The organism is Pseudomonas brassicacearum (genome assembly GCF_003732175.1).
GTDB lineage: Bacteria > Pseudomonadota > Gammaproteobacteria > Pseudomonadales > Pseudomonadaceae > Aquipseudomonas > Aquipseudomonas brassicacearum_G.
On sequence record NZ_MOBI01000010.1, the window covers coordinates 12,873 to 38,731 of the forward strand.

22 protein-coding genes and 1 pseudogene are annotated in these 25,859 nt (G+C 58.5%); 15 read left to right on the forward strand and 8 right to left on the reverse strand.

Features of this window, described 5'->3' with window-relative positions; translation table 11 throughout:
• Positions 1 to 4: 4 nt before the first annotated feature.
• Together BK658_RS09645 and BK658_RS09650 are read left to right on the forward strand one after the other, a co-directional pair.
• Positions 5 to 325, forward strand: coding sequence for a hypothetical protein (locus BK658_RS09645; protein WP_123582118.1), 321 nt, complete (start codon positions 5 to 7; stop codon positions 323 to 325).
• An 82-nt stretch (positions 326 to 407) separates the two neighbouring features.
• Positions 408 to 1,547, forward strand: coding sequence for a merozoite surface protein 3b (locus BK658_RS09650; protein WP_123582119.1), 1,140 nt, complete (start codon positions 408 to 410; stop codon positions 1,545 to 1,547).
• 550 nt (positions 1,548 to 2,097) lie between these two features.
• On the opposite strand, the gene BK658_RS09655 is transcribed toward BK658_RS09650, so the two are convergent.
• From BK658_RS09655 to BK658_RS09680, 4 genes and pseudogenes are all read right to left on the reverse strand, one after another.
• Positions 2,098 to 2,646, reverse strand: coding sequence for a cupin domain-containing protein (locus tag BK658_RS09655; RefSeq protein ID WP_054598121.1), 549 nt, complete (start codon positions 2,644 to 2,646; stop codon positions 2,098 to 2,100).
• A gap of 492 nt (positions 2,647 to 3,138) precedes the next feature.
• Positions 3,139 to 4,419: pseudogene (locus BK658_RS09665) on the reverse strand (NAD(P)/FAD-dependent oxidoreductase).
• 55 nt (positions 4,420 to 4,474) lie between these two features.
• A complete protein-coding gene (locus tag BK658_RS09670) occupies positions 4,475 to 5,965 on the reverse strand; it encodes an aldehyde dehydrogenase (RefSeq protein WP_123582120.1) in 1,491 nt (496 codons plus the stop codon).
• A 226-nt stretch (positions 5,966 to 6,191) separates the two neighbouring features.
• Positions 6,192 to 7,568: a glutamine synthetase family protein gene (locus BK658_RS09680; protein ID WP_123582122.1), complete on the reverse strand. Its 1,377-nt coding sequence runs from the start codon at positions 7,566 to 7,568 to the stop codon at positions 6,192 to 6,194.
• Positions 7,569 to 7,849: 281 nt separating this feature from the next.
• On the opposite strand from BK658_RS09680, the gene BK658_RS09685 reads away from it, so the two are divergent.
• The 4 genes from BK658_RS09685 (at position 7,850) to BK658_RS09700 (ending at position 11,927) form a co-directional block, all read left to right on the forward strand.
• The gene (locus tag BK658_RS09685; RefSeq protein WP_123582123.1) at positions 7,850 to 8,611 is read left to right on the forward strand and encodes a gamma-glutamyl-gamma-aminobutyrate hydrolase family protein; all 762 of its coding nucleotides are present in this window, start codon (positions 7,850 to 7,852) and stop codon (positions 8,609 to 8,611) included.
• Positions 8,612 to 8,977: 366 nt separating this feature from the next.
• Positions 8,978 to 10,120, forward strand: coding sequence for an ABC transporter ATP-binding protein (locus BK658_RS09690; RefSeq protein ID WP_054598125.1), 1,143 nt, complete (start codon positions 8,978 to 8,980; stop codon positions 10,118 to 10,120).
• 29 nt (positions 10,121 to 10,149) lie between these two features.
• The gene (locus BK658_RS09695; RefSeq protein WP_185019808.1) at positions 10,150 to 11,031 is read left to right on the forward strand and encodes an ABC transporter permease subunit; all 882 of its coding nucleotides are present in this window, start codon (positions 10,150 to 10,152) and stop codon (positions 11,029 to 11,031) included.
• Complete coding sequence (locus BK658_RS09700) at positions 11,028 to 11,927, forward strand: ABC transporter permease subunit (RefSeq protein ID WP_123582125.1); 900 nt, start codon at positions 11,028 to 11,030, stop codon at positions 11,925 to 11,927. The genes BK658_RS09695 and BK658_RS09700 overlap by 4 nt, the downstream gene beginning before the upstream one ends.
• Positions 11,928 to 12,114: 187 nt before the next feature.
• On the opposite strand, the gene BK658_RS09705 is transcribed toward BK658_RS09700, so the two are convergent.
• Positions 12,115 to 13,503, reverse strand: coding sequence for an aminotransferase-like domain-containing protein (locus BK658_RS09705; RefSeq protein ID WP_123582126.1), 1,389 nt, complete (start codon positions 13,501 to 13,503; stop codon positions 12,115 to 12,117).
• Positions 13,504 to 13,876: 373 nt separating this feature from the next.
• On the opposite strand from BK658_RS09705, the gene BK658_RS09710 reads away from it, so the two are divergent.
• Positions 13,877 to 15,082 carry a benzoate/H(+) symporter BenE family transporter gene (locus tag BK658_RS09710; RefSeq protein ID WP_123582127.1) on the forward strand — a complete coding sequence of 402 codons (1,206 nt, stop codon included), beginning with the start codon at positions 13,877 to 13,879 and terminating at the stop codon, positions 15,080 to 15,082.
• A 172-nt stretch (positions 15,083 to 15,254) separates the two neighbouring features.
• Here the strand turns inward: BK658_RS09710 and BK658_RS09715 are convergent, their stop codons facing one another.
• Positions 15,255 to 15,470 (reverse strand): TOBE domain-containing protein, encoded by a 216-nt coding sequence (locus tag BK658_RS09715; protein ID WP_054598130.1) that lies wholly within the window; start codon positions 15,468 to 15,470, stop codon positions 15,255 to 15,257.
• 205 nt (positions 15,471 to 15,675) lie between these two features.
• Here BK658_RS09715 and BK658_RS09720 point away from each other — a divergent pair, with 205 nt between their 5' ends.
• Complete coding sequence (locus BK658_RS09720) at positions 15,676 to 16,497, forward strand: aldo/keto reductase (protein ID WP_123582128.1); 822 nt, start codon at positions 15,676 to 15,678, stop codon at positions 16,495 to 16,497.
• A 3-nt stretch (positions 16,498 to 16,500) separates the two neighbouring features.
• Here the strand turns inward: BK658_RS09720 and BK658_RS09725 are convergent, their stop codons facing one another.
• Entirely contained in the window at positions 16,501 to 18,864 is a 2,364-nt protein-coding gene (locus BK658_RS09725; RefSeq protein WP_185019807.1) for a DNA polymerase II, read from the reverse strand.
• 602 nt (positions 18,865 to 19,466) lie between these two features.
• Here BK658_RS09725 and BK658_RS09735 point away from each other — a divergent pair.
• The 6 genes from BK658_RS09735 (at position 19,467) to BK658_RS09760 (ending at position 24,089) form a co-directional block, all read left to right on the forward strand.
• Positions 19,467 to 19,796, forward strand: a complete 330-nt coding sequence (locus tag BK658_RS09735; RefSeq protein ID WP_054598133.1) for a hypothetical protein — start codon at positions 19,467 to 19,469, stop codon at positions 19,794 to 19,796.
• A gap of 213 nt (positions 19,797 to 20,009) precedes the next feature.
• Positions 20,010 to 20,450: a CBS domain-containing protein gene (locus BK658_RS09740; RefSeq protein WP_054598134.1), complete on the forward strand. Its 441-nt coding sequence runs from the start codon at positions 20,010 to 20,012 to the stop codon at positions 20,448 to 20,450.
• A gap of 189 nt (positions 20,451 to 20,639) precedes the next feature.
• Positions 20,640 to 21,236: a paraquat-inducible protein A gene (locus BK658_RS09745; protein WP_123582131.1), complete on the forward strand. Its 597-nt coding sequence runs from the start codon at positions 20,640 to 20,642 to the stop codon at positions 21,234 to 21,236.
• Positions 21,233 to 21,877, forward strand: a complete 645-nt coding sequence (locus tag BK658_RS09750; protein ID WP_123582132.1) for a paraquat-inducible protein A — start codon at positions 21,233 to 21,235, stop codon at positions 21,875 to 21,877. Before BK658_RS09745 ends, BK658_RS09750 begins: the two co-directional genes overlap by 4 nt.
• Positions 21,858 to 23,513, forward strand: a complete 1,656-nt coding sequence (locus tag BK658_RS09755; protein ID WP_123582133.1) for a PqiB family protein — start codon at positions 21,858 to 21,860, stop codon at positions 23,511 to 23,513. The genes BK658_RS09750 and BK658_RS09755 overlap by 20 nt, the downstream gene beginning before the upstream one ends.
• A 15-nt stretch (positions 23,514 to 23,528) precedes the next feature.
• On the forward strand, positions 23,529 to 24,089 hold the full coding sequence (locus BK658_RS09760) for a PqiC family protein (protein WP_123582134.1): 561 nt from the start codon (positions 23,529 to 23,531) through the stop codon (positions 24,087 to 24,089).
• A 15-nt stretch (positions 24,090 to 24,104) separates the two neighbouring features.
• Here BK658_RS09760 and BK658_RS09765 read toward each other — a convergent pair whose 3' ends face one another.
• A complete protein-coding gene (locus BK658_RS09765) occupies positions 24,105 to 25,154 on the reverse strand; it encodes a hypothetical protein (protein ID WP_123582135.1) in 1,050 nt (349 codons plus the stop codon).
• Between the two features lie 217 nt (positions 25,155 to 25,371).
• Between BK658_RS09765 and BK658_RS09770 the strand changes: the two genes are divergently transcribed.
• On the forward strand, positions 25,372 to 25,746 hold the full coding sequence (locus BK658_RS09770) for a DUF2784 domain-containing protein (protein WP_123582136.1): 375 nt from the start codon (positions 25,372 to 25,374) through the stop codon (positions 25,744 to 25,746).
• Positions 25,747 to 25,859 lie beyond the last annotated feature (113 nt).

The window sequence follows — 25,859 nt, forward strand, 5'->3', positions numbered from 1 at the left end:
TGACATGACCTACACCACCGACAAACACGCGCCAGACACCAGTGAACTGACGCCGAAACGCAGCCCTGCGCAAATAAAGAAAGACTATGAAGATATCCGTCAGGAATGCCGGGAGAAGCTGAGCGCGTACGATAACAACCAAGCTCATGCTTTCCTGCGCGAGCGCGGCTACGGCACCGACCAGTACAGCTACAGCTTTTTCCAGCGCTGGCTGGACGGCCTGCTGGCCAAACGGATCAACTACTCGGCCAATCGCCAGAACGAACTGATGCTGCTGGCAATGCACGCGCGTAACGAGGAGCTGTACGGCAAACGCGAGCGGTAAAACTGCCGTTAGTTGGCTTTCACCGATCGGTATACTCGCCCCTCGCCTCACTCTGTACTAAAACATCACGAAAGGACACTCGATGAGCAACTACCTCGAACGGGCACTCAATGGCCTGCGCACCATCGGTATCAATCTCTTTCAACCCGCTCAGGATGCACCGGTACTGGTATTGCTGGACCGGGTGGCCCAGTACGACACCACCAAAGTCACTTCCATCGCCTCGGTACTGCAGCAGTCGACCGCCTTCAACAGCATGGTCCGAGAGCAGATCGAAGGCATGGACATCTCCACGCGCTTCATGGACATCACCCAGAGCTTTACCTCGATCCGTGAAGACGCCGCCGCGATGGCCGGCTGGATGGACGATGGTCGCCTCGACACCATGGAAAAGCTCAAATTGAGCTGGATGAACCTGCGCCGCGGCTCCATCCCCGACCGCTTCAACGACATCCGCGAAGACTACCTGCAAGTGTGCAAATCGGCCAACGATCAGATCGCCCGGGAAACCGTGATCCTGGAGTCCTACATGGACTTCCGGATGGCCATGAAAGCTGCCGAGGTCGACGCTCAGCAAGTCCTCGCCCTGGCCGGCAAAGCCCTGGAACAACGCACTGAGGCGTTGAACGACGCCAATGTGCAGGTAGCCACTGCCGAGACTCAAGAGCCAGCCCGGCGCGCCGCTCTAGAGTTGCGCCGCGACGAAGCCGTGCGCGCCCTGCAAGACGAAGACAAGCGCTACCAGATCGTCAAGGACATCGCCGATGACCTGAAGGTCGGCTACAACACCGCCGAAATGGTCTTCGCACGGGTCAACCAGGTGCATGTGATCAAGGAGCGTCAGTACCAGCGCATGGTCTCGTTCTTCTCCACCAACGAAGTAGTGCTGACCGGCCTTGCCGTCTCCTTCACCAGCAACAGCGGTCTGGCTGAAGCTACCCATACATTGAACGCCACCACCGAAGGGATCAGCAGGGGCCTCGAAGCCTTGGGCACAACCGGTAACCCGCAACTGGAAGCGGCGGTCAAGGCCAGCTACGGCTCGACGATCAAGGTCGACTCGGTCCGCGCCCTGGCTGATGCGACCTTGAGCTTCCAGACCGACATGCACGGCCTGACCGAAACCTACCGTACCGAATCGAGCAACGCCGCCCGCGATATCGCCGATGCCGTTGAAGAGGCCAAGCGTAAATTCGCCGCGCTGCTGACCAAGGCTGCCTGATTCCGCACATTCCTTGATTGAAAGGAGTGATAGAGGCGATGTTGTGGGTCCGCTCCAACACCGGGGCGCCGCGCATAAAAAAATCCGATGCCCGTTCAGGCATCGGATCTTTTGATTCTTTGCGGCCAAAGGGCAAGCAACAGGAATTGATTGGCTAGTATCAGGCCATATATAGGCCCTTTTTTGTCGACTACCCAGTTCGCCTGGCGAATCGTTCAATCAGCGCTTATAGCTTTCACACTGATTACGCAGGTCAGCATTGCCGATACTCCCACAACTACCATTGCCAGTCTTGGCCTCACACAGTATGCGCTGGTCATTGTCGTCGATGCTGGAGCAACCGGCATAGGCATACCCGCTAAACATCAAAAACAACGCAATAATGACTCTCATCACACACTTCCATGGTTTGTCAGGAAACAGCCTGACGCTGATTGATCCCGTTTTTTGGGTGGCGACCGTTAGTCCAGCAACGCGACTTTCTTCAGCAGTTCGTAAAGCCCATCAGGAACTGCCGAAGGCTGCTACAGGTTAGCGTCCATTTTAGTGATCAGAAGTTTGCCGGGGTGTTGGCGCTGATGATTTCAGCCTCATCGGCCCCAATATTCCGAAACCGATGCGGCAGCGTCGTCGGAAAATAATACCCATCCCCGGCATTCAGCACGCTAATCTGCCCATCCACGGTCAGCTCAACTGTGCCACGGGTTACAAGCCCACACTCCTCCCCTTCCACATGCACAATCGGCTCTTCCCCCGAACTGGCCCCAGGCGCGTATTGCTCGCGCAAAAGCCGCATCTGCCGACTCGGCACCGACGCGCCGATCAGCAAAAGACGCAGGCCGTCACGGCCCAGGTCGGGCTGCTCGTTGGCGCGGAAGACGTATTTGTGCTCTTGGGGCGGCTGATCGAAGGTGAAGAAGTCCGCCAAAGACATGGGAATGCTTTCGAGGAGCTTTTTCAGGGAACTGACAGAAGGACTGACTCGATTTTGTTCGATCAGGGAGATGGTGGCATTGGTGACGCCGCTACGCCGGGCCAGCTCGCGCTGGGACAGCTTGTAGCTTTCGCGTACTAATTTGAGTCGAGAACCCGTATCCATGACAGCCTTATGCTAGAACGACTTAAGGGGTAATGGGGGTGGATGGCGGGCGACTTTTGGCCGCGAAGAACACCGCTTCCCTGTCCCTGAACCGTGAAAGTCGGGTATTAAATCACGTTTGCTGGTGTTGCTCAGCAGGTTCGATAAACGGCTGGATAAAAAGGCTGTTGAGCCTGATGCCGGTTAGTTCAGACCCGCAAATTGTGGGAGCGAGCCTGCTCGCGATGGCGGTGTGTCAGGCGACATCAGTGGTGACTGATATGCCCTCATCGCGAGCAGGCTCGCTCCCACAGGTTGGTCCCGGTCGTCCACGGATTTTATGTCCGCCATCAATCTCCTGTGGGAGCCGAGCTTGCTCCGGGCGGCGATCCGACGATGGCGGTGTGTCAGGCGATATCAATGTTGAATGTGCCGGCCTCATCGCGAGCAAGCTCGCTCCCACATTTGGGCGGGGGTGTTTGTAGAGTCTGTGTGCACCGCCGCGCCCACCCGCTAGATACCGAAACGGTCGCGCAGCGCGTAATACGCGGCGCCCATGGCGGTGAGCGGGGCCTGGAAGGTGCGGCCGCCGAACATGGGCATGTGCGGCAGGGAGGCGAACGCGTCGAAGCGTTCGGCGTCGCCGCGGATCATTTCCGAGATCAGTTTGCCGGCCAGGTGCGAGCAGGTGACGCCGTGGCCGCTGTAGCCTTGCATGTAGTAGGCGTTTTTCTCGATACGGCCGAATTGCGGCATGCGTGACATGGTCAGCAGGAAGTTGCCGGTCCAGCGCTAGTCGATCTTCACGCCCTTCAATTGCGGGAAGGTCTTGAGGATTTTCGGGCGGATCAGTTGTTCGATGTCGTCCGGTTCGCGCGCGCCGTAGACCACCCCGCCGCCGTATAGCAGACGGTTGTCGGCAGTCAGGCGGTAGTAGTCGAGCAGGTAGTTGCAGTCTTCGACGCAGTAGTTGTTGGTGATCAGGCTCTGGGCGACGTTGGCCGACAAGGGCTCGGTGACGACGATTTGCGAACCGCACGGCATGCTCTTGCGGGTGACGCGGTTGTCGAGGTCCTGAGGCAAGTAGGCGTTACCGGCGATCAGCAGGTATTTGGCCCGCACCACGCCTTTGGCGGTGCGCACAGTGATCGGCTCGCCGTAGGTGATTTCCACCGCCGCCGATTGCTCGTAGATCTTGCCGCCCAGGCCGATGATCGCCGCGGCTTCACCGAGGGCCAGGTTCAGCGGGTGGATGTGGCCGCCCTGCATGTCCAGCAGGCCGCCGACGTAGTTGTCGCAACCGACTTCGCGCTTGATCTCAGCCGCGTCGAGCATCCTCAGGTTCTTGTTGCCGTAGCGCTCCCAGCTGCTTTTCTGCTCCGCCAGGCCTTTGAGCTGCTTCTTGTTCAGCGCGGCGAAAATACCACCTGGCTTGTAGTCACACTTGATGTCGTACTGCTTGATGCGCGAACGGATGATGTCCGCGCCCTCAAAGATCATGCTGCCGAGTACTTCGGCAGTCTTGTCGCCGTAACGCTCTTCGATGACATCGACGTCGCGGCTGTAGGAGTTGACCAGTTGACCGCCGTTGCGACCGCTGGCGCCGTAGCCGACCTTGGCGGCTTCCAGTACGGTGACGCTGTAGCCCGCCTCACTGAGGAACAGGGCCGACGACAAACCGGTGTAGCCGGCGCCGATGACGCAGACATCGCACTCGACCCGTTCTTCGAGCACCGGAAAATCGATGGTCTCGTTGCGGGTTGCGGCGTAGTAGCTGTTTACATGTTTTTGCATGATTGAGTTCCCGAACGGTCGCACGCACGCGCCTGCGACCGCCGTTGTAGAAGTATTAGAGCTTGATCCAGGTCGCTTTGAGTTCGGTGTATTTGTCGAACGCATGCAGCGATTTGTCCCGACCGTTACCCGACTGCTTGAACCCGCCGAACGGCGCGGTCATGTCGCCGCCGTCGTACTGGTTGACCCAGACGCTGCCGGCGCGCAAGCCGCGAGCGAAGGTGTGGGCCTTGCTCAGGTTGCTGGTCCAGACCCCGGCCGCCAGACCGAAGATGCTGTCGTTGGCAATAGCCAATGCTTCTTCAGCCGTGTCGAAGGTGATCAGCGACAGCACTGGGCCGAAGATCTCTTCCCGGGCGATGGTCATGGCGTTGGTCACGCCGTCGAAAATCGCCGGTTCCACGTACAGGCCACCGGTGTCTTGAAGGGTGCGATTACCGCCCGCAATCAGTTGGGCGCCCTGCTCTTTGCCGATGCTGATGTAGCGCAGCACGTTGTCCAGCTGGCGCTGATCGACGACTGCGCCGACGGTGGTCGCCGGGTCCAGGGCATGTCCCGGTTTCCAGGCTTGCAGTGCTTCCACCAACAGCGGAATGAACTGCTCGCGAATCGAGCGCTCCACCAGCAATCGCGAACCGGCGGTGCAGACTTCGCCCTGGTTGAAGGCAATCGCACCAGCCGCAGCTGTAGCGGCAGCGCGCAAATCCGGCGCGTCGGCAAACACCACGTTCGGGCTTTTGCCACCGGCTTCCAGCCAGACGCGCTTCATGTTGCTTTGCCCGGCGTAGATCAGCAGTTGTTTGGCAATCGCGGTCGAGCCGGTGAAGGCCAGCACGTCGACGTCCATGTGCAGCGCCAGCGCCTTGCCGACGGTGTGGCCGAAACCCGGCAGCACGTTGAACACGCCTTTCGGGATACCGGCGTCGAGCGCCAGTTGGGCGATGCGAATCGCCGTCAGTGGCGACTTTTCCGAAGGCTTGAGGATGAACGAGTTACCCGCCGCCAGGGCCGGTGCAAACTTCCAGCTGGCCATGATCAACGGGAAGTTCCACGGCACGATGGCCGCGACCACGCCTGACGGTTCACGGGTGACCAAGCCCAACTGATCGTGCGGCGTCGCCGCGACTTCGTCGTAGATCTTGTCGATCGCCTCGGCGCTCCAGCGGATCGCGTTGGCGGTCGCTGGAATATCGATGGCCATGGCGTCGCTGATCGGCTTGCCCATGTCGAGGGTTTCCAGCAGCGCCAGTTCTTCCTGGTTCGCCAGAATCAGATCAGAGAAACGAATCAGGATGCGCTTACGCTCCGCCGGGGCCAGTTTGGCCCAGACGCCGGACTCGAATGCCCGGCGCGCAACCTGCACCGCCACATTCGCGTCGGCTTCGTCGGTACTGGCGACGTTCGCCAGGAAGCGGCCGTCTACCGGGCTCACGCATTCAAACGTGTCGCGGCTGAGTGCCGAGCTGTATTGGCCGTCAATGAATGCCCGACCTTCGATTGTCAAGGACTGGAAGCGTTGCTCCCAGTCGCTGCGAGTAATTGCCATTGAAGTGACTCAACGCAGAGGAATAAGTAGTTGTCGGACCAAGGCCAACCCATTAAGGATCAGAAAAAACACCCCTTTGTGGGAGCGAGCCTGCTCGCGATAGCGGTGTGCCAGACGACATCAATATTGATTGATCCGCCGCTATCGCGAGCAGGCTCGCTCCCACAGGGAATGGTGGTGGACACATGTTTTGTGTGCACCGCCAATTCCACAGGGTTTTAGGCCATCAGACCGTGTGCAGATACCAGTTGTACTCAAGGTCCGAGATGGAGTTCTCGAACTCGGCCAGCTCGCTTTCCTTGCACGCCACGAACACGTCGATGTACAGCGGGTCGATGTACTTGGCCATGACTTCGCTGTCGTCCAGTTCGCGCAGTGCATCGCGCAGGTTGTTCGGCAGGCTCTGTTCGTTCTGCTCGTAGCTGTTGCCTTCGACCGGTGGGCCCGGCTCGATTTCGTTGGTCAGGCCGTGGTGAATACCGGCCAGCACCGACGCCATCAGCAGGTACGGGTTGGCATCGGCACCAGCCACGCGGTGTTCGATCCGCACGGCGTCGGCAGAACCGGTCGGCACACGGACCGCAACGGTACGGTTGTCGATGCCCCAGCTCGGCGAGTTCGGCACGTAGAACTGTGCGCCGAAACGACGGTACGAGTTGACGTTCGGGCAGAGGAAGGCCATCTGCGCCGGCAGGGTCTCGAGCACACCGCCGATCGCGTGACGCAGTGCGGCGTTCTGCTCGGGATCCTCGCTGGCAAAGATGTTGTTGCCTTCTTTATCAAGAATCGAAATGTGCACATGCAGACCGTTACCCGCCTGGCCCGGATACGGCTTGGCCATGAAGGTGGTGTCCATCTCGTGGTCGTAGGCGATGTTCTTCACCAGACGCTTGAGCAACACCGCGTAATCGCAGGCCTTGATCGGGTCGCAGACGTGATGCAGGTTCACTTCGAACTGCGCCGGAGCACTTTCCTTGACGATGGCGTCGGCAGGGATGCCCTGCTCTTTCGCGCCTTCGAGGATGTCTTGCAGACAGTCGACGTATTCGTCGAGGTCATCGATCAGGTACACCTGGGTCGACATCGGACGCTTGCCGGATACCGGCGAACGTGGCGACTGCGGACGACCGTTCACGTTGTCCTGGTCGATCAGATAAAACTCGAGTTCGAACGCGGCGCAGATGGTCAGGCCCATTGCATCGAACTTGCGCACCACATTGGCCAGCACTTCACGCGGGTCGGCAAAGAACGGCTCGCCTTCGAGCTCATGCATGGTCATCAACAGTTGCGCGGTGGGGCGCTTCTGCCAAGGCTCGATGCTCAGGGTGCCAGGAATCGGGTAGCAGATTCGGTCGGAGTCGCCGATGTCCAGACCCAGGCCGGTGCTTTCCACCGTGGAACCGTTGATGTCCAGAGCGAACAGTGACGCCGGCAGGTTAATGCCTTTTTCGTAAACCTTATGAAGACTGGTGCGCTCGATGCGCTTGCCGCGCACCACACCGTTCATATCCGCAATCAGAAGGTCGACGTACAAAACCTCAGGATATTTCTTAAGGAACGCGTTCGCTTCGTTGAGTTGAACGGCACGCAGAGGGACCGACATGATGCACCCATTAGCTGTTAATTATTATGTTCACCGCACTTTCACGAGCCCAGTCAATCCGAAAGACAAAGTGAAGTCAATAGCGAACAAAGCGCCTTTCGCGTTGAATTTATTGGCCGCTTAAGCCACTCATCGACCCCTTTACTGCCTAAAACCCGCGCCAGCCCGGATTCCCGAGCGCTTTTCCGTCTAGAATTTTTTACATGAGAGTTGTTAATTAAAATCAACGAGGCTAAGCTCCGGAAAAGCTCGTTCAAGTGTGAAACTTCGAGGTGATAAAAATGGCACTCAAGCCATTGATCGGCGTTACTGCGTGCGTCAAACAGATTGGCCTGCACCCCTACCACGTCAGCGGCGACAAGTACTTGCGTGCTGTCAGCGTCGCGGCTCTGGGGCTGCCAGTGGTCATTCCTTCCTTAGGCGAACTAACCGAGATTGATGAGCTGCTCGCGCATCTCGACGGTTTGTTGCTGACCGGCTCGCCGTCGAATGTGGAACCCTTCCACTATCAAGGCCCCGCCAGCGCGCCCGGCACGGATCACGATCCTGCCCGGGACAGCACCACCCTTCCCTTATTGCGTGCAGCGATTGCCGCCGGTGTCCCGGTGCTCGGTATCTGTCGCGGCTTTCAGGAAATGAACGTGGCGTTCGGTGGCAGCCTGCATCAGAAGGTCCACGAATTGCCCGGCATGCTTGATCACCGGGAAGCGGATCATCCGGATCTGGCGGTGCAGTACGCACCGGCTCATGCGGTCAGCGTGCAACCGGGCGGTGTGTTCCAAGCACTGGAATTGCCGCAGGTGTTCCAGGTCAATTCAATTCACAGCCAAGGCATCGACCGACTGGGCCCCGGCCTGCGCGCCGAAGTCATCGCTCCCGACGGCTTGATCGAGGCGATCTCCGTTGAGCACAGCAAGGCCTTCGCCCTCGGCGTGCAATGGCACCCGGAATGGCAGGTCCTGGCCAACCCTCCCTACTTGAGTATTTTCCAGGCGTTTGGCGACGCATGTCGGCAACGGGCGGCGCTGCGTAATACGCGCTGACTTAACACTCGATCAATCAATTTACTGCCCCCGTGAGTCGGGCGGGTGCGCCCTTGCGCACCCGTGATTCACGAAAACGACAAACCGCAATAACAACAAGTACGACCAGGCAGCCAGGACGGCGGCGCCGAATTAGCCCAGGCCGGACGATACCAAGTAAGCGCAATTCCCCTGTGGGAGCGAGCCTGCTCGCGAATGCAATGTGTCATGCGACATCAATGTTGACTGATCTACCGCTTTCGCGAGCAGGCTCGCCCCCACAAGGGATCACCGCTGAACTGACTGGCATCGCCCGGTGCGGGTTCGCAATCAACTATTAAGTCAGGCCGCATTGGCCCGACGACTGACACCTGTTGGGAGTTTCACATGGCAAACGCCTCCAGCATTTACAGGAAGGCTCTAGAAGGTAACCAGCAACCCAAGAAGGTTCTGGTGAGAGTCGACCGCGTAACCAAGAAATTTGACGAAACCATTGCCGTAGACGATGTGTCCCTGGACATCCACCAAGGCGAAATCTTCGCCATGCTGGGCGGTTCGGGTTCAGGCAAATCGACACTCCTGCGCATGCTGGCAGGCTTTGAGCGACCGACCGAAGGGCGGATCTACCTCGATGGCGTAGACATCACCGATATGCCGCCGTACGAGCGGCCGATCAACATGATGTTCCAGTCCTACGCGCTGTTCCCGCACATGACCGTGGCGCAGAACATTGCCTTCGGCCTGAAGCAGGACCGTCTGCCCGCCAGTGAAATCGAAGCCCGCGTCGAGGAAATGCTCAAGCTGGTGCACATGACCCAGTACGCCAAGCGCAAGCCGCACCAGCTCTCTGGCGGTCAGCGCCAGCGTGTTGCACTGGCCCGCTCGCTGGCCAAACGCCCGAAACTGCTGCTGCTCGATGAGCCGATGGGCGCACTGGATAAAAAGCTGCGCTCGCAGATGCAACTCGAACTGGTGGAAATCATCGAGCGCGTCGGCGTGACCTGCGTGATGGTGACCCACGACCAGGAAGAGGCCATGACCATGGCCCAACGCATCGCGATCATGCACCTGGGCTGGATCGCCCAGATCGGTAGCCCGGTCGATATTTATGAAGCGCCGGTCAGCCGCATGGTCTGCGAGTTCATCGGTAATGTGAACGCCTTCGACGGTACCGTCGTAGAAGACCTGGAAGGTCACGCAATCATTCACAGCCCGGACCTGGAACAGAAGATCTACGTCGGTCACGGCGTGAGTACGTCGGTGCAGGACAAGTCGATCACCTACGCCATCCGCCCGGAAAAAATGCTGGTCAGCACCCTCAAACCCGATACCCGTTACAACTGGTCTCAGGGCAAGGTTCACGACATCGCTTACCTCGGCGGGCACTCGGTGTTTTACGTGGAGCTGCCTGGCGGCAAGATCGTGCAGTCGTTCATGGCCAACGCCGAACGCCGTGGCACACGCCCGACGTGGGACGATCAGGTCTACGTCTGGTGGGAAGACGACAGCGGCGTGGTACTGCGCGCATGAACACTCTCACTCAGCAGTTTCAGCGGTTTTTGCCGAGCGGCCGTAAAGTCGTGATCGGCATCCCATTCCTGTGGCTGTGCCTGTTCTTCATGCTGCCGTTTTTCCTGGTGATGAAGATCAGTTTTTCCGAAGCAGCCCTGGCCATTCCACCCTACTCCGAGATCTACAGCTTCGCTGAACAGAAATTCCAGCTGCTGTTGAACCTCGGCAACTACGCCATGCTGGGCAACGATGAGCTGTACATCTCGGCTTATCTGGGCTCCTTGAAAATGGCACTCCTGAGCACGGCGATGTGCCTGGTGATCGGCTTCCCGATGGCCTACGCAATTTCCAAGGCCAGCAAGGAAGCGCAGAACGTCTTGTTGCTGCTGATCATGATGCCGACCTGGACGGCGATCCTGATCCGCGTGTATGCGTGGATGGGCATCCTCAGCAACAACGGTTTGCTCAATGCGTTTCTGCTCTGGACCGGGCTGATTTCAGAGCCGATCGAAATCCTCAACACCAACACTGCGGTCTATATCGGCGTGGTGTATGCGTACCTGCCGTTCATGGTGCTGCCGCTGTACGCCAACCTGGTCAAGCATGACGGCAGTCTGCTGGAAGCCGCATCGGACCTGGGCTCAAGCAACTTCAACAACTTCTGGAAAATCACCGTCCCGCTGGCCAAGAACGGCATCATCGCAGGCTGCATGCTGGTGTTCATTCCGGTGGTTGGTGAGTTTGTGATTCCGGAACTGCTGGGTGGCCCGGAAACCCTGATGATCGGTCGCGTGCTGTGGCAGGAGTTCTTCAATAACCGTGACTGGCCGGTGGCGTCCGCGTTGGCGGTGGTGATGCTGGCGATCCTGATTGTGCCGATCATCCTGTTCAACCGCAGCCAAGCCAAAGAGATGGAGGGACGGGCATGAACCGTTTCGGATTTTCAAGAATGATGCTGGTGCTCGGCCTGCTGTTCATCTACATGCCGATGCTGATCCTGGTGATCTACTCGTTCAACGCCTCGAAACTGGTGACGGTCTGGGGCGGCTGGTCGGTGAAGTGGTACGTCGGCCTGCTGGACAACACTCAACTGATGGGCTCGGTGGTGCGCTCGCTGGAAATCGCCTGCTACACCGCGATTGCCGCCGTAGCACTGGGCACGCTGGCCGCTTTCGTGCTGACCCGCGTGACCCGCTTCAAGGGCCGCACGTTGTTCGGCGGCCTGGTCACCGCGCCGTTGGTGATGCCGGAAGTGATCACCGGCCTGTCGCTGTTGCTGCTGTTCGTGGCGATGGCGCAGATGATTGGCTGGCCGCAGGAGCGCGGCATCGTCACCATCTGGATCGCCCACACCACCTTCTGCGCCGCCTATGTAGCAGTGGTGGTATCGGCGCGCTTGCGTGAGCTGGACCTGTCCATCGAAGAGGCCGCGATGGACCTCGGTGCACGTCCCTTGAAGGTGTTCTTCCTGATCACCATTCCAATGATTGCACCGTCGCTGGCAGCTGGCGGCATGATGTCGTTCGCCCTGTCGCTGGACGATCTGGTGCTGGCGAGCTTCGTCTCCGGTCCGGGTTCGACGACCTTGCCGATGGAAGTGTTCTCGGCCGTGCGCCTGGGCGTGAAACCTGAGATCAACGCCGTGGCGAGCTTGATTCTGTTGGCCGTTTCGATCGTGACCTTCATGGTCTGGTACTTCAGCCGCAAAGCCGAAGCCACTCGCAAGCGCGCAATCCAGGAAGCCATGGATCAGACCGCGAGCGAATCCTGGAAACAACCCGCGTCACAACGACCTGTTACCCAACAGATCGGTGCGACGGCTTAACGCCGTCGCGCTTCATCGCGACAGCACTGAATAGATAACGGTGCGCCCCTGGGCGTGTCACGCAGTTCCGTTCACGCAGCGACTTACCATCGCCGCAGTTACACGAACGGCCTCACCTGGCTCCTCGGTTAAGGTGATTTTGGGCGCCCTCGGGCGCCCTTTTTGCTTCCAGGCCACCCTCGCGATCTCAGTAGTAACGTCGCGGGTCGGAATCGATCAGGCTGGTCAGTTTGGTCAGGGCGAAGCGCAATTCGTCCTGGCTGGTGGGCGACATCAGCACCACCCGCACGCAGCGGGTAATCCCGGAGCGTTCGGCCTGAAACTGCGTACCACTGAGCACCAGCACTCCATGAGTCCGAGCCAGCATGGCAAACTCGTCGCTGGTCCACGGCTCGGGCAGCGTCAACCAAACGTGATAGGAATACGGCTGGGTCTTGAGCTCGAAATTGGCAAAGATTTCCTGGGCAATCGCTTGCCGCCCGGCGGCTTCGTTGCGCTGGATGCGGATCAGTTTTTTGTCGAGACCTTCGGTGATCACATTGCTGGCCAATTGTGCGGTCAACGGCGATGGCATCCAGACGCTGCTGCGCACCATCGAGGTCAGGCGCGACAGCAATTTGGGCGGGCTATGGATATAGCCGATGCGTAAAGCCGGCATGACCGATTTCGACAGGCTGGTCAGGTACACCGAACGATCCGGCGCAAACGCCGACAACGGCTTGATCGACGGATCGGTGGCGAGGAAGCCGTAGATGTCATCATCCAGGATGATGAAGTCGAACTCTTCGGCCAGTGCCGCGATTTGTGCTCGACGTTTTTGCGACATGATCGCCGCCGTCGGGTTCTGGCAGGTCGCGACGCAAACCAGCATCGCCGGCTTCTCGCGCAGGCACAGCTCGCGCAGCGCTTCGGGAATAATCCCCTCATCGTCCATCGGCACGCCACGCAGGCGGCGCTCAAGACCATGGGCCAGGGAAATGATGCCGGGGTAGCAAAGCTCTTCGCAGAGCACCAGGTCACCGGCGTTGGTCAGGGCACTCATCGCGACCATCAAGCCATGCTGGGCACCGGCGGTGATCACCACTTGCTGCCATTGCGCATCGGGCAACGAATGGCGCAACCACTGCGCACCCGCCTCACGATGAGCCGGGTGACCGCCGTCCGGCGCGTAATCCAGGGTACGGGCGAAGTCGGTGCTCTTGGCCATGCCCACCAACGCACCGCGCAACCAGTATTCCAGGGTTTCGCTGTAGGGCTTGATGATCGACAGATCGAGTAATTCGGATTGCCCCAGGTTCAGCGGCGCGTTGCTGTTGCTGGCTGGCAGTTCCAGCTGCTTCTGATTGAGCACATACGTGCCCCGCCCTACTTCCCCCTGCACCAGACGACGTCGATGGGCTTCGCTGTAGGCCCGACTGATGGTGCCCGGCGTGACATTCAGGGTGGTGGCCAGCTCCCGCAGGGTCGGCAGACGATCACCTTCGCTCAACACGCCGCTGCTGATATCGCGCGCCAACGCATCGGCAATCGACAAATACATCGGCTGGCTGAACTCGCTTAGCTGGGGAACCCACATGAATGTTCACTGCCCATCGTAGAAATGATGAATATCCGAGCATATCACATGGAGGTTAGGCAACTAATCAATCGAACCAATCGGCAAATCGGCAAATCGGCAAATCGGCAAATCGAGTCGATTGACTCAACAATTGAATCGGTATGCATCGTAACGTGAAGATATTTTTTAGAGAATTAATATGCTTATAAATCAACTAATTAAACGACACCCAACCAATAAACAGACACTGACAGCAAAAAAACATCTCATAACAGCCTTACCACCTATTGAATCAACTCAATTTATTCAAATACACTCATCTAGAATCGAATCAATCGACTCAATCATCCCCTGATCACTGCGCGACTCTGCCGCGCCAAGTCGAGACATCATGGACACACTCAGAAAGGATCTATCCCTGTCAGCGATCATTGCAGGCTTCATCGCGGTGATCATTTCCTATGCCGGCCCTTTGATCATCGTATTTCAGGCTGCCAAGGAGGCCCATCTGCCCAACGACGTGGTGTCTTCGTGGATCTGGGCCATTTCCATCGGCAGCGGCATTACCGGCCTGTTCCTGAGCTGGCGCTTGCGAATTCCGGTGATCACGGCGTGGTCGACGCCGGGCGCGGCATTGCTGGTGTCGATGCTGCCCACCGTTACCCTGCCTCAGGCCATCGGCGCCTATGTCGTGGCGTCGGTAATCATCGCCGTGGTCGGTTTGTCCGGAGCGTTCGACAAACTGATGAGCCGCCTGCCCAAAGCCATCGCTGCCGCCATGCTCGCGGGTATTCTGTTTCGCTTCGGCGCTGAGCTGTTCACCTCGATCAAGCTGCAACCGGCGCTGGTGCTGTCGATGATCGCGACCTACCTGATCTTCAAACGCTTTTCGCCGCGCTACGCGATTCTCTCGGTGCTGATTATCGGTTGCGCCGTGGCCGCCTCGTTCGGCGAACTCAACAGCAGCTCAATTACCATCGCCGTGGCCCACCCGATCTTCATCGCCCCCGAATGGAGCTGGCACGCAATCATCAACATCGGCCTGCCACTGGCCCTGGTGACCCTGACCGGCCAGCATGTCCCCGGCATGGCGGTGTTGCGCACCTCGGGCTACAACACCCCGGCGCGCTCGATCATTTCGGTCACCGCGATTGGCTCGATTCTGATGGCCCCGTTCGGCTCCCACGGCTTTAACCTGGCAGCGATTACGGCGGCGATCTGCACCGGTCGCGAAGCCCACGAAGACCGTGACAAACGCTACATCGCCGGGATTGCCTGCGGGGTGTTCTACATTCTGATGGGCACCTTTGGCGCGACCCTGGCCTCGGTGTTTTCCGCCCTGCCTAAAGAGTTGATTGCTTCCCTGGCCGGCCTGGCCTTGTTCGGTGCAATCAGTGCCGGGTTGACCGGCGCCATGGCGGACGAGAAACAACGTGAAGCGGCGCTGATCACCTTCCTGGTCACCGCCTCGGGCATGAGTTTCCTCGGTTTGGCCGCCGCCTTCTGGGGTTTGATCTTCGGCCTCGTGGCGCACTTTGTGCTGACTTACACCCGGGAAAGCAAAGCCGCTGCCATCGCCGAGGGCAGCCGACCATGACCGCTCGTTTCAATGGTTGATCCCGCCCCCCATTGCGACGCTGGCGACAGACGCAGTGGGGTGCAGGTAGATGACTTGGCCAGATGCTTACAAAAATTTCACTATTATCCGAAATGCGGGGGCTTTTGAGAGTTCTGTGGGAGAGCGTGACCCTGAACTCGAAGCTGCCGCGTCAGAGCTTGGCGATCGAGACCTCGGTGGATTTGACGAACGCGATGACCTCACTGCCCACCACCAACTCGAGATCGCGAATCGAGCGCGTGGTAATCACCGAAGTGACAATGCCGGAGGCGGTTTGCACATCGACTTCAGAGACCACCGGCCCCTCCAGGATTTCCTTGACGATGCCTTTGAATTGATTGCGGACGTTGATTGCTTTGATGGTCATGACTAGGCTTCCTGTCGAAATGGCTACATGAGCACGTCTGTGCATGGCCTTAAAATGCACCTGATTGAACACGGAACAAAGGAATAAATAACTAGATATTTATTCCTTTTAAATATATGCAATGGATGGCGCCGAGTGTGCGATAGAACCTCTTGGCTTCGCTGCGGCCCAATTTCTATTCATCAAGTCTCGTCTGGAGGTTGTGATGCGAACGCTTGAACTGGCTGGCGTGCCAGTCCCTGTCATTGGTCAGGGCACCTGGCGCATGGGTGAAGACCCACAACAACGAACCCGCGAAATCGCTGCATTGCGCACCGGCATCGAGCTGGGAATGACCCTGATCGACACCGCAGAAATGTATGCCGAGGGCGGCGCGGAGGAAGTGGTTGGGAAAGCCATTGCCGGTGTTCGCGACCGGGTGTTTCTGGTCAGCAAGGTCTACCCGCACAACGCCAGCCATCGCGGTATTCCTCAGGCCTGCGAACGCAGCTTGCGCCGCTTGGGAACTGACTACATCGATCTGTATTTGCTGCACTGGCGCGGCCAGTTTCCGCTCGCAGAGACCGTCGAAGCCTTCGAGCGCCTACGCGATGACGGCAAGATTGGCCGTTGGGGCGTGTCCAATTTCGATGTGGCGGACCTTCACGAATTGGCCTCCGAGGCCTGCGCAACCAATCAGGTGCTCTACAACCTGGAGGAGCGCGGTATCGAATTCGACCTGCTGCCCTGGTGCCAGCAACAGCGCATGCCGTTGATGGCTTATTGTCCGATTGCCCAGGCCGGCGGCCTTCTGGTCGAACCGGCACTGAAACAGATCGCTGCACGCCATAACGTCACCGCGGCCCAGGTGTCACTGGCCTGGATTCTCCGTCAGGGCGGCGTGATTGCCATCCCCAAAGCCGTACACCCAGAACACCTGCAGTTGAACGCTGCCGCCGGCGAATTGAAGCTCGACGCTGAAGATCTTCAGGCACTGGATCAAGCGTTTGGCGCGCCCACTCGCAAACATCGGCTGGCGATGGTCTGAGGCTTAGAACAAACCCAATTGCCCGCCAATCAGCGTGCTGAAATCATCATCGACAAACGGCAGAATCGCGTCCGCCACCGGCTGCAGCTGGCGGCTGACGTAATGGTCGTAGTCAATCGGCGCGCTGCGGGTTTCCAGCGGTTCGGGCCCCGCCACCGTGATCACGTAACTGATCCAGCCACCGCTCTGATACTGGCGTGGCCGGCCCAGCCGATCGTTGTACTCGTCGGCCAGGCGTGCGGCGCGCACATGGGGTGGGACGTTGCGTTGATAGTCGTCCAATGGCCGGCGCAGGCGCTTGCGGTAGATCAGCAGGTCATCGTGCTCACCGGCCAGCGTCGCACGGACAAACTCGCGAACGTAATCCTGATAAGGCCGACGGTGAAAGATTCGCAGGTAGAGCTCCTGCTGAAATTGCCGGGCCAGCGGCGACCAGTCGGTGCGCACGGTTTCCAGGCCTTTGTAGACCATTTCGTCAGTGCCGTCGGCGCGTGTCACCAACCCGGCATAGCGCTTCTTGCTGCCCTCCTCTGCGCCGCGAATGGTCGGCATCAGAAATCGCCGGAAGTGCGTTTCGAATTGCAATTCGAGCACGCTGTGCAAACCGAACTCCTGCAGCAAATGCTCGCGCCACCATTGGTTGACGTATTCGACCAGAGACCGGCCGATCTGCGCCGCTTCTTCCTGACCATGAGCACGCCGCAGCCAGACGAAAGTCGAGTCGGTGTCGCCATAAATCACCGCGTGTCCTTGCGCCTCGATCAACTGGCGAGTCCTGAGCATGATCTCGTGCCCGCGCAAGGTGATCGATGACGCCAGGCGCGTATCGAAAAATCGGCAGCCACTGGAACCCAGCACGCCATAGAACGCATTCATGATGATTTTCAGGGCCTGGGAAAGCGGCGCATTGTGCTCGCGCTTGGCAACTTCCCGGCCTTGCGAGACGCGGGCGACAATCGCTGGCAGGCAGTGCCGCGTCCGGGAGAACCGTGCGCCCCGAAAACCCGGCACCGACTCGCTGTCGTCGGGGTGGCGCAAGCCCTCCACCAGCCCCACCGGATCGATCAAAAAGGTCCGGATGATCGACGGGTACAGGCTCTTGTAGTCGAGCACCAGCACCGACTCATACAACCCCGGTTGCGAATCCATGACAAACCCGCCGGGACTGGCCTGCGGAGGACGTTCGCCGAGGTTCGGCGCCACAAAGCCCTGACGGTGCATCAACGGCATGTAGAGGTGAGTGAAGGCCGCCACCGAACCGCCGCTGCGATCGGCCGGCAAACCGGTGACGCTGGCGCGCTCGAGCAAGAAGGTCAGCAGTTCGGTCTTGTGGAAGATCCGCGTGACCAGCTCGCAATCCTTGAGGTTGTAGCGCGCCAGCGCGGGCTTGTCCTCGGCGAACATGCGGTTGATTTCGTCCATGCGCTGGTACGGGTTGTCGATCGATTTGCCTTCACCCAGCAGCGTCTGCGCGACGTTTTCCAGGCTGAATGAAGGGAAACTCCAGGTCGCCGAGCGCAGTGACTCGATACCATCGATGATCAGCCGGCCAGCGGCGGCAGCAAAGAAGTGATTGTTGCCCGAACCGTGTTCGCGCCACTGCATCTCCTCGCCAGCGCGCCCCAGGCGCAACGGCACGGCCAGCCGCCGGGCATGCTCGTGCAGCACGCGCAGGTCGAATTGCACCAGGTTCCAGCCGATGATTGCATCAGGGTCGTGGAGCGCAAACCACTCGTTGAGTTTTTTCAGCAACAGGGTTCGCGAGTCGCAGTACTCAAGCGCAAAATCCACCAACGAGTCATCGCCATTTGGCGCCCCGAGCATGTAGACCTGGCGCTGACCACAGCCTTCCAGTGCAATCGAATACAGTTCGCCCTGCTCGGTAGTTTCGATATCCAGCGAAACCAGCTTCAGCCGTGGGCGATAGCCCGGCGCAGGTTTGAGATGAGCGTCGAGCAGTGCGCCGGAGTCGTCCGCCGTTCCCGTGAACGACACCGGCGCGGTGATGAAGCGCTCCATCAGGTAGCGTTCCGGCGGACGAATATCCGCCTCAAACACATCGACACCGGCCCTGCGCAACAGCGTGTCGAGGTGCATCAACTGGCGGTGCTGTTGGCAATACAGCCCGAACACTGGCCGATGCTGAAAATCCTGCAATCCCAGCGGGCGAAGCTCGACTCCCTGCTCGCCACGCAGCAGTAACTCGGCCTGCTCGCGCTGCTGCTCGGGAATGAACGCCACCGACGGCTGAACCGGCAGCCGGACAAGCCTTGGGCCTTGATCGGTCGCCAACCAGAACTCGACTTGCGTGCCGGCCGGGGTATCACGCCAATGCCGGGTCAAGACGAAGCCCTGCTGTAAATCCACCACTGCAACCTCGAAGACTATTTCACAGGGTGATTCTACGCGTCATCGGTGCTCACGGCTGCCTTTGCATTTTTCCCGCAAGTGATTGTAGGACAAGGCTCTAGACCGACCCCACAGGCGTCAAAGAGTTTTATGTAGTGATTTAAAATATTCACTACAAAACCGTTGACGAGTTGTTTTTCCCCTTGCATGATGCGGACGTCTCCCCGATCGGGAGCATTGGCAAAAGTGTTGTGAAAAAGCTCGACTGACCGCCGAGCTGCTCCCGGATGTGTACTGCCCACAAGGCAGATTGATGAAGCTGACCCAGCATGAGTGTCCAGTACAAGGACGAGAAACGCTGGCGATCAATCCTCAAGATGCTTGTGGCCGAGCTGAAAATGCCGGTAACAACGTCCAGGTAATCGCTGTTTCTCCCCACTGTGCCGCACGTGCGTAGCAGTTTCTCGGCAAGACTACATGCATCCTGCTCAAGGCCCTGCCGATATTCGGCAGACACCCACTGTCGCCCTGGTTTCGGTACCAGATATCAACTTACCGATGCAGAGAAGTGAATTAGCGAACCAACTAGACAGATCAAACACTGGTCAAGGGGCTTACAAATGAATCTGAACAATCAACCGACTATTGATGAACTGGCTCGGATGTTCGCAGCACACAAAGACAGCCATGACAGCCATATCCTGTGGATTGCCGAGTCTGGCCAGGTGCATATCGACTGCCTGTCGCCCCACGCCCATGAAGATGAGTTCGAAAAGAACAAGCATGACTTGCGTGCCCGATTGAAGATGTATCGTCGCGGCCAGGGTTATGTTGGCAAGAAAGCTGCTGCCGACAAAGACTTTGTCGCGCGTGTTCTTGAGACGCTGAATCAGGCGTGGAAGAGTGCACAGGGGCAGTCCGGTGTGTGCGTGATCGATCGCTACTGCTAAGCGAACGTGCCACGACGCTGATAGCCCGCCCGGGCTATCAGCGACTGCCAACAGCGAAACCGCACTGCTGATAGCGCAAACTCCCTTCGATGACGCTTTTAGAACCCCTGAATGCCGCTTTGCCCTCTTGCTCTGTTGGCCTGCGTCTATGATTCTGTATAAGCGTCAACGCGCTTGGCGACGCCTGATAAATACAACACCGGAGAGGCCCTCATGAAGACCGTCGCGCAACTGCTCAAGTTAAAGGCCGAACAGAACCAGCAGGTTCATACCATCAACTCGCATCAGATGGTGCTCGAAGCCCTGATGGTCATGGCCGCAAAAAACGTCGGTGCATTGCCGGTACTCAAAGACGGTCGAATCGTTGGCGTGATCAGTGAACGCGACTATGCGCGCAAACTGGTGCTCAAAGGTCGCTCTTCGGTCGGCACGCCCGTCAGCGACATCATGAACTCGCCGGTAATCACGGTGGACTCCCATCAATCCGTGCAAACCTGCATGAATATCATGACCGACAAGCACCTGCGTCATTTGCCGGTGGTGGAAAACGGTCAACTGCTGGGCTTGCTGTCCATCGGCGACCTCGTCAAGGAAGCCATTGCCGAGCAGGCCGAGCTGATCCAGCAACTGGAGCAGTACATTCGCGGCGAATAACTTCCCTCGCCCATCAACCCGAACCACTGACTGCGCGCTCTCGGCCCTCAAGAACTCGCAGTTGTTGGTTGTGACAGCCGCAAGCTACTAGCTTGCCTCAAGCCTCGCACTTTGCGATTTGCTCTATCGCGAGGGACTTCTATATTCATTTAACGGCCTGTAGCTTCCGACTTCCCCTGAGCGCGAACCATGACCAGGACTGATCATTTGATCATCTGTGAACATTGCGATTGCGTGTATGAAAAAGTTGCGCTCGCCAAACATCAAACCGCCCTGTGCACGCGTTGTGGCGGAGTACTTCAGCGCTACAACGGATTGTCAGTCGAGCAACGCCTGGCCTTGAGCCTGACGGCCGCCGTGCTGTGGATTTTCGCCAACTTCTATCCGGTGATGAGCATCAGCCTCAAAGGCCTGAAAAATAGCGCCACCTTATGGGACTCGGTGCTGGCGCTCAGCCAGGGGCCGATCACCTTCATGGCCATGGTCGCGGCCATCGCCATGATCATCGCGCCCATCATTCAACTGCTGTTGCTGGTCTGGGTGCTGAGTTTCGCCCTGACGGCCAGGCGCTCACCGGCATTCAAGCTGTGCATGCGCTGGCTGGAAACGCTACGGCCCTGGAGCATGCTTGAGGTTTGCCTGCTGGGGGCGATGGTCTCGGTGTTCAAGCTTGCAGGCCTGCTTGATGTGCTGCCCGGCGTCGGCCTGTTTGCCCTCTCGGTGCTGAGCTTGCTGCTGATCCGGATTGCCGGCCGCGATGTTCGCGACCTGTGGGACACCCTATGAACAGGGCACCTGAAGCCCGCGATCTCAACCTTTGCCTGTGCCACAGCTGCGGCAATGCCTGTGACATAACCGAGCATCCTCACGAGTGCGAGCGCTGTGGCGCCCCCTTGCATGCCCGCAAAGCCAACTCATTGACCCGGACCTGGGCCTACCTGTTAGCCTCAATGGTGTTTTACATCCCGGCCAATCTGTTGCCAGTGATGAATACCAGCATGTTAGGCAGCGACTCTGAAAGCACCATCATCGGCGGCGTGCTGGAGTTCTGGGAGCATGGTGCCTGGGACATTGCGCTGATCATTTTCATCGCCAGTATTGCGGTGCCGGGCATCAAGTTCGTGGCCCTCTCGCTGCTGCTGATCACGGTACAACGCGGTAGCCTCTGGGCTCGCAAAGAGCGTTCAAAGCTCTACCGCTTCGTCGAGCTGATCGGCTACTGGTCGATGCTCGATGTGATTGTCGTTGCACTGGTAGCGGCGCTGGTGAAATTCCAGGCGCTGGGCGATATCGAACCCCGCCTGGGGATACTGTTCTTTGGTCTGGTGGTGGTGTTCACCATGCTCTCGGCGATGAGTTTCGACCCGCGCCTGATTTGGGAAAACCGAAAATCCGAGGAGGTCATGGATGGAGTCGCAAGCCACTGAGGAACAGCCAGTCCCCGGCCACGCCAACATCAAGACCCGTCGCTGGAATATTTCGCTGGTATGGATCGTGCCGATCGTAGCGGTCCTGGTCGGGGTGTCTCTGGTGGCGCATAACATATTGCAACAAGGACCAACCATCATTATCAACTTCAAGACTGGCGAAGGTCTCACGGCCAACAAGACCGAGGTCAAGTACCGCAACGTGGTGATCGGCCATGTCTCCGACGTCGAATTGAGCGATGACCAGAAGAGTGTCAACGCCACGGTAAAACTCGTCAAACAGGCGGAATCCTTCACCCGCGAAGACTCGAAGTTCTGGGTCGTGCGGCCACGCATTGGTGCCGGCGGCGTGTCTGGGTTTGACACCTTGCTCTCGGGCGCCTTTGTTGGTGCCGACGCCGGTCGCGCCGATGCCCGCGCCAAAACCTTCATCGGTCTTGAGGCCCCGCTGCCCCTCACCTTTGGTGAACCGGGCAAGCATTTCATGTTGCACACCCAGGATCTCGGCTCACTGGAAATTGGCTCTCCTGTTTATTTCCGCAAGATCCCGGTGGGCCAAGTGGTCGCCTATACCCTGGATTCGGAGGGCAAGGGTGTGGATATCCAGGTCTTCGTCAAGGCACCGAACGATGTGCACGTCACCGAAAACACTCGCTTTTGGAATGTCAGTGGTATCGCCATCGATGTGGGTGCCAATGGCTTTGCGTTCAAAACCGAGTCACTTTCAGCCTTGCTGGTGGGCGGAATCACCTTTCGTGCCCCAGACTACAGTCCCAACGATCAACCGGCGGCCGAAAACAGGAGCTTCGAGCTGTTCGACAATCAACAGACCGCCCTTGCCCCGCCCAATGGCAAGGCGCAATTCCTGTCGCTGCGTTTCAATCAGGCGTTGCGCGGCTTGAAGGTGGATGCGCCCGTGGAATTCCAGGGACTGGATATCGGCAAGGTGGTCGCAATCAATCTGGACTTCGATGAGAAGACCCACAATTTCCCCATCAACGTGGGTATCGTGATCTACCCGCAGCGTCTGGGACAGGCCCATATCAAGATGCTGAAGGCCCTGAACTACAACCCCGACGACGAACAGGCGGTTAATCGACTCATGGGCAGCTTTGTCGAAAACGGTCTGCGCGCTCAGGCCCGCAGTGGCAATTTGTTGACCGGACAACTGTACATTGCCCTGGATTTCTTCCCTAAAGCCGAAAAAGTTGCCTACGACCCCAACGCCCGGCCACTGCGGATACCCACTGTTCCTGCGAGCCTCGAACAGTTGCAAGAGCAGCTTCAGGCTGTGATCGAAAAGATCAACAAACTGCCGATCGAGCGCATCGCCAACAACCTCGATGACAACCTGACAGAACTGCGCAAAAGCCTCAAACAAGTCAACAGCAAGACACTGCCTGGTGTGCAGAACACCCTGCAAGACTTGAGCAAGACCCTGCAATCGGCCAGTTCGACCCTCGCCGAAGGCTCGCCACAACGTGAGCAATTGAGTGGAACCCTGGACGAACTCGGGCGCGCATCACGCTCGTTGCGCGAATTGTCAGACTACCTGACCCGTCATCCTGAATCCCTGGTGCGCGGTCGCCCCAAGGGTGCCACGGCGCAAGACCTGCAGCCGTCTTCGAGCAACTGACCCAGGAGCAAACCCATGCCTTTATCGCTGAAAGTTTCGTTGCTCAGCCTGGTGGTGTTGCTCGCTGCATGCCGCAGTGATCCGATTCATTACCATACCCTGATCCCGGCTCAGCTGACCGCAGGCGCGCGTGGCGGTGCAGATATCCAGATTGAGCGGGTCACCGTGCCGCCTCAGGTCGACCGCCCGCAAATCGTCATTCGTCAGGGCAACAGCAGCCTGGCAATTCTGGAAACCGAATGGTGGGGGGCCAGCCTGTCCGACGAGTTGAAAAGTGCCTTGGTCAATCAACTGTCTGGCACGGCATCTCAGCGCGATGTATCGCTGCGGGTCGATGTGCAGCGTTTTGATTCTGTCCCCGGTCAATACGCACTCGTCGATGTGAAATGGCGCCTGAGGACCGCAGGGACCGATGCAAACAGCGCACCGCTGACCTGCCACACAACGTTGCAAACACCGGCAGGGTCAACCCTCGATGATTTGGTGGCGGCTCATCAAAACAACGTAAAACGACTGGCCAGCCTGATCAGCAAAACGGCCAGCGCGCCCCTCAGCGGATGTCCGCCTGCTGAGTAGCAGGTGGGCATTTTCCTACTGAAGAGCCTGACCGCCTTGCAGAGGAGACTCTAGCGGTGCAGGCTCGGGCACGACCGGCAGGTTTTTAGCGAGACTGCCTTCTATCTGTCCCGAAATGTAGTAGACCCCCGCCATTACCCCATTGGCCTCGTTCTCTATCAACCCAAGCCACGCTTTGTCGAACGCGTCCCCCAGGCTTTTGCGTAGCTGTGCTTCCGTCTCCGGCCGATCATTCTCGTTCGAGAAGGCACCAACACTCGCCGACACCACAGAAATTACTGCACCCGCCACTCGGCCAACTGCCGCGGCGACAGCGCTGGCGGCGCTACGGGTAGCGATCTGAGCCTCGAGTTTTTCACCGGCTCGCTTGGCCACCGACGATATACCGGCGTCCGATAACCCGGCTCCCGCACCGCTGTTAGCGCTGCGAACTCGTTCGATCAAGGCCTGATAGGCTGGCAGTTTGGTAACGGGTTCGGCGTGAGCAATTTGATAGAGCGAAGCGTTACGGGCGGGCGGAGGTGCCAGCGCGATTGCCGGAATGTCGTTGAGCCGACGGTCGAATTGATCTTGAGCTGCGCTGTAGTGCTGCTGAATCTCCACGAGATGCGCGTCGAGGGTCTGTAAATACAGGGCAATTGCGTCAACCATGATCGTGTTGGGATCGGTGACCTTGGCGACGGGGTCCAGCACGCGTTCATGGTATTGCTCCTGGAGATAGACCGTTAGCCGGTTTACCACAGGATCGACCTCTCCCCCGCTGCTCATCTTGTACCAGCCCACCTTCGCAGACAGCCATTGCTGGGTCCAATAGCTGGTAAACCACGGGATGAAGTCTGTTTCGGTACGCTGGTAAACCAGCTCTCTCCAGCGCTCCATGGCGCTATGCGTGTAACGTTTGACTACACCCTTGGAGGCCAACGATGCGGTGTCTATGTCTTGATCAATCTGCTGCCAGGTAGCTTCCGAGATTACAACCGGCGCAGTCGGCTCGGAGGCACGATGTACTGTGGCACAACCTGCCAACACCACTAACAAGACAACGTGCAGGAAACGCAGATTCAAGATCGCAGCCCCCTAGAAATGACACGGCAGCGCTAACCTTTGCGCTGTCCGAACGAAACGAGCAGCATTTCCAACCATGGTATTTTGAGTATAGGTGGCGAAAGACAGGACAAAAAATCACCCTGCGAACGTGTGATTTTGGTGACGCCGAGCAGCCTTACTTCAACAACACCGCATATTCGGCGGCTATGGACAACAATCAGAGGACGGAGTCGTCATGTTTTACCGAATGGCCGCCGACGGGCTGGTACTGCTTCATCTATTGTTCATTCTGTTCGTGCTCTTCGGCGGCCTGTTGACGCTCAAATGGCGGCACTTGATCTGGTGGCACCTGCCTGCAGCTGTGTGGGGCGTGGTCGTCGAAGTCTTCCAGTTGACCTGCCCACTGACCCGCTGGGAAAACCTCTGGCGCCAATCTGCCGGACAGGACGGTTACGGTGACAGTTTCATCGAGCACTATGTGTGGCCGTTGATATACCCGGCCGGACTGACACCGGCGATACAGCTAGGGCTGGGCTGCCTGGTGCTTCTCATCAACGTGATTGTCTATGTGCATCTGGCCAGGCAGTGGAAGCTGGCGCGGGCAACCTAGTCAGGTTGTCCAGGCACTTTCTCGCAGGCAAAACAAAACCCCAACTGCTTTCGCAATTGGGGTTTCGGAATTCAATCTTGACGATGACCTACTCTCACATGGGGAAACCCCAC

Coding starts and splice junctions, on each gene's coding strand:
- BK658_RS09645 (WP_123582118.1), top strand. CDS start 5: ATGACCTACACCACCGACAAACACGCGCCAGACACCAGTGAACTGACG.
- BK658_RS09650 (WP_123582119.1), top strand. CDS start 408: ATGAGCAACTACCTCGAACGGGCACTCAATGGCCTGCGCACCATCGGT.
- BK658_RS09655 (WP_054598121.1), bottom strand. CDS start 2,646: ATGGATACGGGTTCTCGACTCAAATTAGTACGCGAAAGCTACAAGCTG.
- BK658_RS09670 (WP_123582120.1), bottom strand. CDS start 5,965: ATGGCAATTACTCGCAGCGACTGGGAGCAACGCTTCCAGTCCTTGACA.
- BK658_RS09680 (WP_123582122.1), bottom strand. CDS start 7,568: ATGTCGGTCCCTCTGCGTGCCGTTCAACTCAACGAAGCGAACGCGTTC.
- BK658_RS09685 (WP_123582123.1), top strand. CDS start 7,850: ATGGCACTCAAGCCATTGATCGGCGTTACTGCGTGCGTCAAACAGATT.
- BK658_RS09690 (WP_054598125.1), top strand. CDS start 8,978: ATGGCAAACGCCTCCAGCATTTACAGGAAGGCTCTAGAAGGTAACCAG.
- BK658_RS09700 (WP_123582125.1), top strand. CDS start 11,028: ATGAACCGTTTCGGATTTTCAAGAATGATGCTGGTGCTCGGCCTGCTG.
- BK658_RS09705 (WP_123582126.1), bottom strand. CDS start 13,503: ATGTGGGTTCCCCAGCTAAGCGAGTTCAGCCAGCCGATGTATTTGTCG.
- BK658_RS09710 (WP_123582127.1), top strand. CDS start 13,877: ATGGACACACTCAGAAAGGATCTATCCCTGTCAGCGATCATTGCAGGC.
- BK658_RS09715 (WP_054598130.1), bottom strand. CDS start 15,470: ATGACCATCAAAGCAATCAACGTCCGCAATCAATTCAAAGGCATCGTC.
- BK658_RS09720 (WP_123582128.1), top strand. CDS start 15,676: ATGCGAACGCTTGAACTGGCTGGCGTGCCAGTCCCTGTCATTGGTCAG.
- BK658_RS09735 (WP_054598133.1), top strand. CDS start 19,467: ATGAATCTGAACAATCAACCGACTATTGATGAACTGGCTCGGATGTTC.
- BK658_RS09740 (WP_054598134.1), top strand. CDS start 20,010: ATGAAGACCGTCGCGCAACTGCTCAAGTTAAAGGCCGAACAGAACCAG.
- BK658_RS09745 (WP_123582131.1), top strand. CDS start 20,640: ATGACCAGGACTGATCATTTGATCATCTGTGAACATTGCGATTGCGTG.
- BK658_RS09750 (WP_123582132.1), top strand. CDS start 21,233: ATGAACAGGGCACCTGAAGCCCGCGATCTCAACCTTTGCCTGTGCCAC.
- BK658_RS09755 (WP_123582133.1), top strand. CDS start 21,858: ATGGAGTCGCAAGCCACTGAGGAACAGCCAGTCCCCGGCCACGCCAAC.
- BK658_RS09760 (WP_123582134.1), top strand. CDS start 23,529: ATGCCTTTATCGCTGAAAGTTTCGTTGCTCAGCCTGGTGGTGTTGCTC.
- BK658_RS09770 (WP_123582136.1), top strand. CDS start 25,372: ATGTTTTACCGAATGGCCGCCGACGGGCTGGTACTGCTTCATCTATTG.